Here is a 9,129-nt window from a genome sequence, read left to right on the forward strand (position 1 = left end):
TCCTCAATCATTTTTCTACGAGCGTCATTGCTAGGTTTCGGAATAGATCTTTAAAGTCGACAGAGGACGTAAAGCTATCTTCAATCGTTTGTAGCGTTGCAGCACTGGGTTGATCAATGGTGTTCGCGTAAGAAAACGCCTTATCAATAGCGCAGCTATAAAAATGTGATGATGACAAAAGTTGTGTTTGCAGGCTTTCTAATCCATTAAAAATAATTTTCTGTTCTTTGTGTGCACTCGTTTCTGAAATTATTGTTGTTTCGGTTTCACTGTTGGGTATGGGTAGACCAATACCGCTGTAGTTTTCAAAGCCGAACCCTAATGGGTTAATTTTAGCGTGGCAGGCCATACAATCTGGGCTGCTGGTTGCGTTTGCAATTTTTTCTTTTAGGCTGATGTTTCCATCGTTGGACTCAACGCTTTCAAGTACCGCGTCCAAATTGATGTTGTCAGGTGGTGACAAGTGATAACAAAGCAGGTTGTCGAGTACATATACCCCTCGCTTGATGGGGGATCTAAGTTGGGGGCCTGCCAAAAAGGTGAGTATGCCCGGTTGCGTTAATATGCCTTGGCGTGTGGGTTTTATTGTGTTGGAAAAGTTACGCATTTGCGTTTGTAATGCGTTAGAGAGTTGATAAGTCCCACTGAATAAATTCTCGAAGCTTTTCTCTTTGCTAACAATTTCTTGAATGAAAAGTTGTAAGTCATCATCCATCCTCGAGAGTATCTCATTATCAAAATTGGGTAGGCTATTGTTGTCTTTTACAATCTGCTTGACTCTATTTAAGCTTAACCATTGATTAATGTAGTGCTGTATGGCTTGGTTGCCTTTGCTGTGGTTGAGTAACCGATTAACTTGAAATTCAAACTCAGATTTGTTGCGCAACCTATTTTGTGATGCTGAATCTAGAAGCTGTGCGTCAGGGGGCTCGTTCCACAGTAAAAAGGATAGTTGATTCGCAAGTGAGTAATCAGAGTTATTATCGATAGTATTTAAATAGTATAAGAATGAAGGTGATTGCAATATAAAGCCGATGACATACCCAAGCCCTTCTGAAGGATTTCCCTGGCCGAGAGAAAATACCGAGTCAAGTCGAGTTATTTGCTCTTGGCTGAGTGGCCTTCTATAAGCGCGTTGCGCTAGATCTAGATAGAAATTCTGGCTGCAAGTTTCTGTCAGTGTTGTGCAGTTAATAATAGAGGGTGAATTCTTAATGTTTTGAACCACTCTATTCGCAAGAATTATTGCATTCTGGTTATAGGAGTAGATGAGTGTTTGGTCGACTTCATTTCCAATAAAGAAGCCGTCCTCATAGGGGTCCTCTGGGTGGCTAAGTCCATTGATGGTAATCCCCTGTGGTGACAAAAGGTATTCAATGGTTTTGTAGTAATGAAAGCGCTTAAGTCGTTGCGTGATGGCTGCTTTACTGCCAGTGTCCAAAAAATTATCTACAAGGTAGTCGGATATCTTTTCTGCGCAATCATCTAAACATGCTGCTGGGTTTTCTAGCGGCATGGTTGTAACGATATGATTCTTTATTCCGTTGTAGTCTGTGAATCGTTGGAATAACGGAGTGTTGCCTTGTCCTGTATCGCCGTGACAGCCGACACACTGTTCTTCAAATAAGGTTTGGCCTGAAATTTCTGGCTCTGATATAGAAAGATGAAATATTTCTATTCCTACGTTTCCAGCTCCGTCTTCACAGGTAACGGTATATGCCCCGCTTTGCGATAACTGTAGGTTGTCCAGTTGAAGCTCTCGTGTTGAGGCTAAAATACTATCGGAACTGTTCCAGCGCCAAGTGCTAGTATTTGGGCATTGTGGGCCAAGTAGTAGCGAGTCTCCAGTGATTAGGTTCGCACTGTTGGCGTTTAACCACTCTCCGTTATTGATCTGTAGGTAGGGTATGACAATTCTATTTTCGATGGGAATAATGACTTCGGGGACAGGCTCCGGGATTTCAATTTCTGGAGGCGGTGTATCTACAATTTGATCTCCGGTACACCCACTGAGTAAAATATGTACGCCTAATAAAAACACTGAAAATATTTTATTGGGTACACTTTTTTTAAAACTTATAGCCATTTTTTTCTCCCGTTTTAAATGCTTGGCGTTGCTTTTAGTGTGGGTAATGAGTCGGCGATTTAATCGTGTTTTGTATTTTAGGGGGATGTCGAATGATTACCGTTGTATTGCATTTTTATTGACTATGGTGGTCATTAAAAATAGAGTCAATTCGAAAGGCGCTATATTTTCGGTTATGTACATAACTGTGATGGGTTTCAAGATTGTACTTATATAGACTGGTCGAGCCTGTGACGTATTAAATGAGTCGGCCTGTTACTGTGAGAAATTTTATTAACACCATTTTTTGGCTATTAAAACTTTATCTATTAAAGCTTTATCTATTAAAACTTAAGCTATTCAGCTTTAACGCTTCAAAAATTTATGTGATGTCGCGCATTATTTTATAAGTGGTTACTTCGTCACAATAATAAAAACATCCGTGCATTAACTGAAGTTATTGTTGACCCTTAATGGCTTGTAATATTAATTGTAAAGACGCCGTGTTTGATAGCAACATAGGATTTTATCTGAGTTTTATAAGTTGTGGCTATAACATCGGTTATGCATCTGTCCTTGAGCTAGGTTTTTCCTTGCATTCATTGGGTATTCAATAATAAAAAATATGAGGCTTTGTAATGTACAGTAAAAAATTAGCTTACATCCTAATGACGCTTGCGCTCGGTGGATGCGAAGGGGGAACCGTACCGGTTGATAATACAAGTAGTTTTCCTGCGGCCGGTGTTAGTTCGAGTTCTAGTGTTAGCTCAGCCGTAGAGGCCAGTTCATCGAGTCTTAGTGTTGTAGTTGTTGATGCCTTGGTGCTCCAAGAAGAGGAACAGGGGTTTTGTTTCGTGGAGGGCTCAATCGATACTGATCACCAAAATTATACCGGCAGCGGTTTTGGTAATACTAATAATCAAACGGGCTCGGTAATTGCGTGGCATGTCAATGCAAATGAAGCGGGAACGTATAAGGTGATGGTGCGTTATTCGAGCGGTTCTGGCGAACGCCCCGGAATATTTGAGATTAACGAAAGCGCTCAAGCGCCATTGCAGTTTGCTAATACACAAGGTTGGGACGATTGGGGAATTGTAGAAAGTAATATTCCATTAATGCAGGGAAGTAATACCGTATTTTTAAGAGCGGGCTCCAATTTGGGCTTGGCTAATATTGATTCGCTGACCATTGATGGCAATGGCTTAAGTGCTGGCAATTGTAGCGGTATTGAAATTCCGGTTGTTGAAGGTGGCGGGCCGTCTGCGCCCCAACCGGCTGGTCCACCAACGGCAATTGATCCCGTGCGGGGCGATATTGGCTCACACGATCCAACCAGAATTATTGAAAGTAACGGCAAATATTTCATCTACTCCACTGGGCGCGGCATTCCCATGAAGTGGTCTTATGACAAATTAAACTGGACAAACGGTCTATCAATTTATCCAGACGGATTACCCTCTTGGGTCACAGAAAAAGTTCCGAATCACGACGGTCGAGGCGTATGGGCCCCCGGCGTATTTTATATGAACGGGCTTTATTATATGTATTACTCTGTTGCGACATGGGAAACAGACGATAAACGCTGCGCGATAGGCCTAACAACCTCACCAACACTCGACCCCGAATCACCCAATTACAAATGGACTGACCGAGGACCGGTTGTCACAAATGAACATAGAGACAGTTTCTCTGCGATCGATGCAGCACCCTTTTTCGATGCCGAGGGAAATCCATGGCTGGTATGGGGATCTGGCTACACAGTTTCATGGTCCACACCCACCATGATGCTGACACCTCTAGACAAAAATACGGGTATGGCCGTCGCTAACCCACCGCAATATGAGTTAGCACCTGGGCACATTGAGGCCGGCTACATTCATTATAACGACGGATACTACTACCTATTCTTCAACACTGGCGGCTGCTGTAACGGTGCAGATAGCTCGTACACCGTTCACGTTCAGCGCTCACGCGACGTCAAGGGCCCTTATCTTGATAAAAGCGGAAACAAAAATGGTAACAACGACAAGTTTATGTCGTCTTACGGTAGCGTTCACGGACCTGGTCACATAGGCATTCTTAGCGAAGGCGGTCACGACTACTTCACTTACCACTACTACCCCGACCAAGGCGGATCAGTTATTGGATTAGGTCGAATTGAATGGGGTAACGATGGGTGGCCAAAACCGATCAATGATTAAATAATTGGGGTATGGGGCGAGGAAAAATATTGTTTACACGAATACTTTTTCGACCTCCTTACCTTTTTTGTTCAGGCCGCTGGACGTCTCTATTGTTATTCTAATCCGCTACTTCCGTGTAGCGGTGCATTGTTCTGGGCCTCTTGCTCCTACGTTATTCTAATGAACAGCTTCCCTGCATGCCTACTTAGCCTTATTGCAATCAGGACTTTTAGTTTCTGATGTGGTTACTTTTTTAGCGAGCCAAAACGCGACTGGATCACACTGATAATGCATGTGCGCTATAGAGGCGTATTTTGTGGTAGCGACGCGCTTATTGCCCCGATCTTTTTGTTAACTCTGTCTCAATCAATCAAGCTAAGTCTTCATCTCCATATTAGATCCACATTCTGTAATTAGAGTGGTTTCTAAGCTCATTGAAGATTTTTTGCTGCAAGGTTAAAACATAAAAATAGATCTTGTGTAAGTGATGAAAAAACTTGGTTGTCTTCACCGTAAGGTTGATTCAGCGTGTTGCCTCGCGGTTATCGATAATTCTAATAGTCATTATTTAGCTGTGGAGAATAACGTCGACAAGAAAATTACTTTCTGGGCAGTTTAGGTCCTTCCTTGGCATTATTCAGGTTTTTTATAAGCCGGAATTTCCAGAAGGTAATCAATTCACTTTTTGGGTGAGGTTTTTTCGAACCATCCTGAAGGGTTAAAAAATATAAGCACCAATATTTTTATTTAGAGTTTTACTTAGAGTTTTACTTAGAGTTTTACTTAGAATTTCACTTATAAAGAGTTGATCAATACTTATTTAAAAATGCATTGGAATATCCTATGAAAAGACTATCAATAGCTGTCTATATTTCGTTACTAATTATGTCTGGTTGCACTGGTGATGGTGGTTCTAGTTCATTAGCGCAGTCAAATTCAAGTACGCCCACAACACCGGTACCGTCCTCAAGTTCAAGTGCTCAATCCAGTTCGGCGCCTATTGTTCAGCTAAATGGTGAACAGCTTTACAAAGACTTAGGTTGTGAAACCTGCCATGGCGTAGAGGGTAAAGATGAAGAAAGACCGATCGATAGCCGCGAATGGGAGCTGGCTGGGTTGGCAGCTGCGATTAATAAAACCATGCCCCTCGGTGCGACTCAGACCTGCGTAGGTGATTGCGGTGTTGCGATTGCTGATTACATTCTGAGCTGGGAGATCTCCAAGACTGGTAGTACAGTTTGGGCGGTGAATATTGGTGGCGATGATTATGTCGCGCAGGACGGCCAGCTTTATACCAGTGACGCCAGTGTTGTTCAGGGCATGACAGGTTTGTCGACTGACCCTGTAGGTTTGACATCCGATCAAGCACTTTATCAGTCGGGGCGATGGGGTGAATCGCTGAGATATAATTTTGCAGTTGATGATGGTATTTACGATGTTACCTTGCATTTTACAGAAGGGTATTGGGAGGAAAACGCTGCTCGAGTTTTTAATGTTTTTATTGAAGAGCTCAATGTTTATTCTAATCTTGATGTGCATGCACAGGTAGGGCACGACAATGCCTACGATGTTACTTTTAGCGATATTCCCATCACCGATGGTGCTGTAACTATTCGGCTAGACGCTAGTGTGGATAACGCTTCGTTAAACGGCATTAGAATTAAAGTAGGTGCTGTTCCCTATGCCGATTTACTCGAAGATCCATTGCGTGTAGGGCCAATGCCCTTACGGCGTTTAACCTTACAGGAATATAACAATACCGTTCGGGATTTATTGAAAACCAATGTGGTTGCTACGCAGCTTACCGATTTCCCTGCAACGCAAAAAAGTGATTATGCGTATCCGCGTCGTGCGGATGCTATGGCTATGCTAGAGACTGAAAAGTTTAAGTTATCGGCAGAAACACTATCTCAATTGGTCAATTTGAATAGTGTTATCCCTTGCTCAACCAGTGATAGAAATTGTGCGCGTCAGTTTGTACAAGAGTTTGGGCGGCGTGCATTTCGGCGCCCCCTTGTAGGCTCCGAAGTGGATGACCTGTTAGCGCTGTTTGATGTTGCTAGAGGGAATTCTAATGGTCAGGGGGCTTTGATAGCGTCTAATGGTTTTCCATATTGCGCTTCCGCAAGTACCGATCCCGACGGAGATGGTTGGGGGTGGGAGAATTCTGCGAGCTGTGTTGTTATTGGTTCCGCTGCCGATCCAGGAGGCGTTGGTTCTGGGTCTAATAATACCGGCGCATTCGACCAGTCTATTCGCTTGCTGGTTCAGGCAATATTACAGTCGCCAAAATTTTTATATCGCTGGGAATTAGGTGCTGCTGAACCCTCTGTTGAAGGCCGTTATGTAAAATTAAACGGTTATGAAGTCGCCTCTAGGTTGGCCTATTTCATTTGGAAAACAATGCCGGATGATGCCTTACTTAATGCCGCGAACAGTGGTGAGCTCAATAGTGTTGCTGGGGTTAAACGCCATGCCGCAAGGTTACTTGGTGATCCTAAAGCGGTCGAGTCTGTAGCGTATTTCCCTGAGTATTGGCTAGATTATTCTAAGTTAGAAAGTGTTGCTAAAAATAACGTCGCGTACCCCGAGTTTACCGACGCTGCCAAGTCGGCAATGCTTGTGGAGTCTCGTCTGTTTGCTCAGCATATTATTTTAAATGGTGACGCTAATTTGCGTTCACTATTGACGAGTAATACGACGTTCGTCAATCGTGACTTGGCGAACATCTATGGTGTAGCTGGAAACTATGGGGATAATTTCGAAATGGCTTCTTTGGACTCAAGCCAGCGCAGTGGAATTTTAACGCGGGCTGCATTTTTAGCGGCTAAAGGCGCTGCCGATGGCTCTAATCCGCCTAAACGAGGAGCGGATGTCTATAAGCAAGTGATGTGTCAGGAAATACCCAATCCCCCGGCCATTATCCCAGATCCAGAGCCTGCATCGGCTGGCGGAACAACACGTGAACGTTTTGAAGAGCATGCCAATAATTCATGTGCGGCTGTTTGTCACTCACGCTTTGATCCCATTGGCTTTTCCTTTGAGACGTTTGGCGGTATTGGTGAGTTTCGATTATTTGATAATGGTTCTCCGGTCGATGCGAGCGGTGTGATCACCTTATCCAACAATGATTCCAATTTTAATAATTCTGTTGAATTATCTGAAATATTTGCTGCAAGTGATGATGTGCAAGCTTGTTTCTCTCGCCAGTGGATGCGATATGCGTTAGATCGTAACGAGGATGAAGTACTGGACGAGCCGTCGTTTATTGATGTTCAGAATAAATTTGCTTCAGCATCTGGAAACATTAAGACATTGATTGAAGAAGTTGTCAGTTCACGCTCGTTTCGCTATCGCGTTCCAAGTGTTGGTGAAACATTTTAAGCGTAACAAAACAATTTTCGATACATTATTCATAGGTAAAAAATATGAAATTCAATAGAAGATTATCTCGAAGAGAGACATTGAAAAAACTGGGTGCAAGTGCCACGATGCTACCTGTACTAAGTTCGGAATTGTTATCCGCGCAGACTGGTGACATACCCCAGCGTTTAGTTTGCGTGACTATGTCTAACGGAAACGATAATAACGATTTTCATGCATTTCATTCCGGTGGTAGTTATACCTTAAGTGGGCTTAATCCTTGGAAGGATAAAGTCACAACGATTAAAGGTATGGGCATGAAAATCATGCTCGACCAAGACGACGAGTACTCGGGGCATGGCTCACACCCGTGTGCATTAACGGGTAGCCATACCGGTGGCTTTACGGCATCGGCTAAAAACGCCTCTATTGATCAAATGGTTGCAGACCATATCGCACAAAGCGTGCAGTTACCTCGCAAGCTTTTGAATCTTGGTGTTCGCTCCGAAAGAGATGGCAGGAATACTAGTTGGCGTGCGGCAGGACAAACTAACGCGAACGAAACAAGTTCGCGCAGCTTATTTAATAACCTTTTCAGTAGCCCGATTGTTCCCATGCAAATGCTCGATGAAATAGCGATTAAAAATGCTAGCGTATTAGATTACCTAGGAAAAGAGCTCGAGACGTTTGGTCGTAAAATGGGCACCGAGGATCGCATTAAAATCCAAGCGCATTTGTCTTCAATTCGCGAATTGGAAACGCAATTAAATGTAGTCGCGCCGGTTAGTTGTGATATTCCTGAAGTGGATACATCTGAGTATGTGCCCAGCAGGATGGATGCTATGTTTCGCATGATGGGCACAGCATTACGATGTGACTATACGCGGGCCATCACCATGGAGCTTTACGACAATGGCGGTGGTAATGGTAATACTTTCCCTTGGTTAAATATCAATAGTGATTATCACGAAATTGCCCATGCAGAAATTGGTACGCCACAAGATAAGCGCGATATCGAAAAGTGGCTATTTGATCAGGTCGCAATTTTGGTTAAAGATTTAGATGATTCTCCTGAAGGCGGCGTAACAGCACTGGATAATACGGTGATTCTCGTCGGCAATGATATGAATTCTGGCAGTAACCATTGGGTTGGTGAAATTAACTATGCCTTAATCGGTAGCGCCGGCGGTAAGTTACGTACCGGTAACGCGCTTAATGTGGGTAGTCGTCAGCCGCATAATTATCTGTTAACGACGCTGGTTAATGCTATGGGAATCTCCACCAACCGGGTCGGTGACGGTTATTCCGGTAATTTACCTCAATTATTGGCCTAAATTTAGTTGCTAGGAAAATTATTTTATTCACGGACGCTTTAATCGACGTAACTATTCATCCATGCACAAATAGGCCGGCAAACTGATCATTTTCTGGGCCGCTAGGCTTACAAGGATGTAAGTTATTAAGGTAATGCAGGAAATAAGATGGACCCACCCACTTCGTGCCATGATTAGAGTGCAA

4 protein-coding genes are annotated in these 9,129 nt (G+C 43.4%); 3 read left to right on the forward strand and 1 reads right to left on the reverse strand.

The features are described from left to right. Positions 1–7 precede the first annotated feature (7 nt). Entirely contained in the window at positions 8–2,086 is a 2,079-nt protein-coding gene (locus AC3A8L_RS07030) for a DUF1592 domain-containing protein (RefSeq protein ID WP_487961526.1), read from the reverse strand. Between the two features lie 617 nt (positions 2,087–2,703). Here AC3A8L_RS07030 and AC3A8L_RS07035 point away from each other — a divergent pair. The 3 genes from AC3A8L_RS07035 (at position 2,704) to AC3A8L_RS07045 (ending at position 8,945) form a co-directional block, all read left to right on the forward strand. Next, positions 2,704–4,266, forward strand: coding sequence for a family 43 glycosylhydrolase (locus AC3A8L_RS07035; RefSeq protein ID WP_487961527.1), 1,563 nt, complete (start codon positions 2,704–2,706; stop codon positions 4,264–4,266). An 825-nt stretch (positions 4,267–5,091) separates the two neighbouring features. Further along, positions 5,092–7,632 carry a DUF1592 domain-containing protein gene (locus tag AC3A8L_RS07040; RefSeq protein WP_487961528.1) on the forward strand — a complete coding sequence of 847 codons (2,541 nt, stop codon included), beginning with the start codon at positions 5,092–5,094 and terminating at the stop codon, positions 7,630–7,632. Positions 7,633–7,676: 44 nt separating this feature from the next. Continuing rightward, positions 7,677–8,945: a DUF1552 domain-containing protein gene (locus tag AC3A8L_RS07045; protein WP_487961529.1), complete on the forward strand. Its 1,269-nt coding sequence runs from the start codon at positions 7,677–7,679 to the stop codon at positions 8,943–8,945. Positions 8,946–9,129: the final 184 nt, after the last annotated feature.

It is taken from the genome of Marinagarivorans sp. (assembly GCF_982758155.1).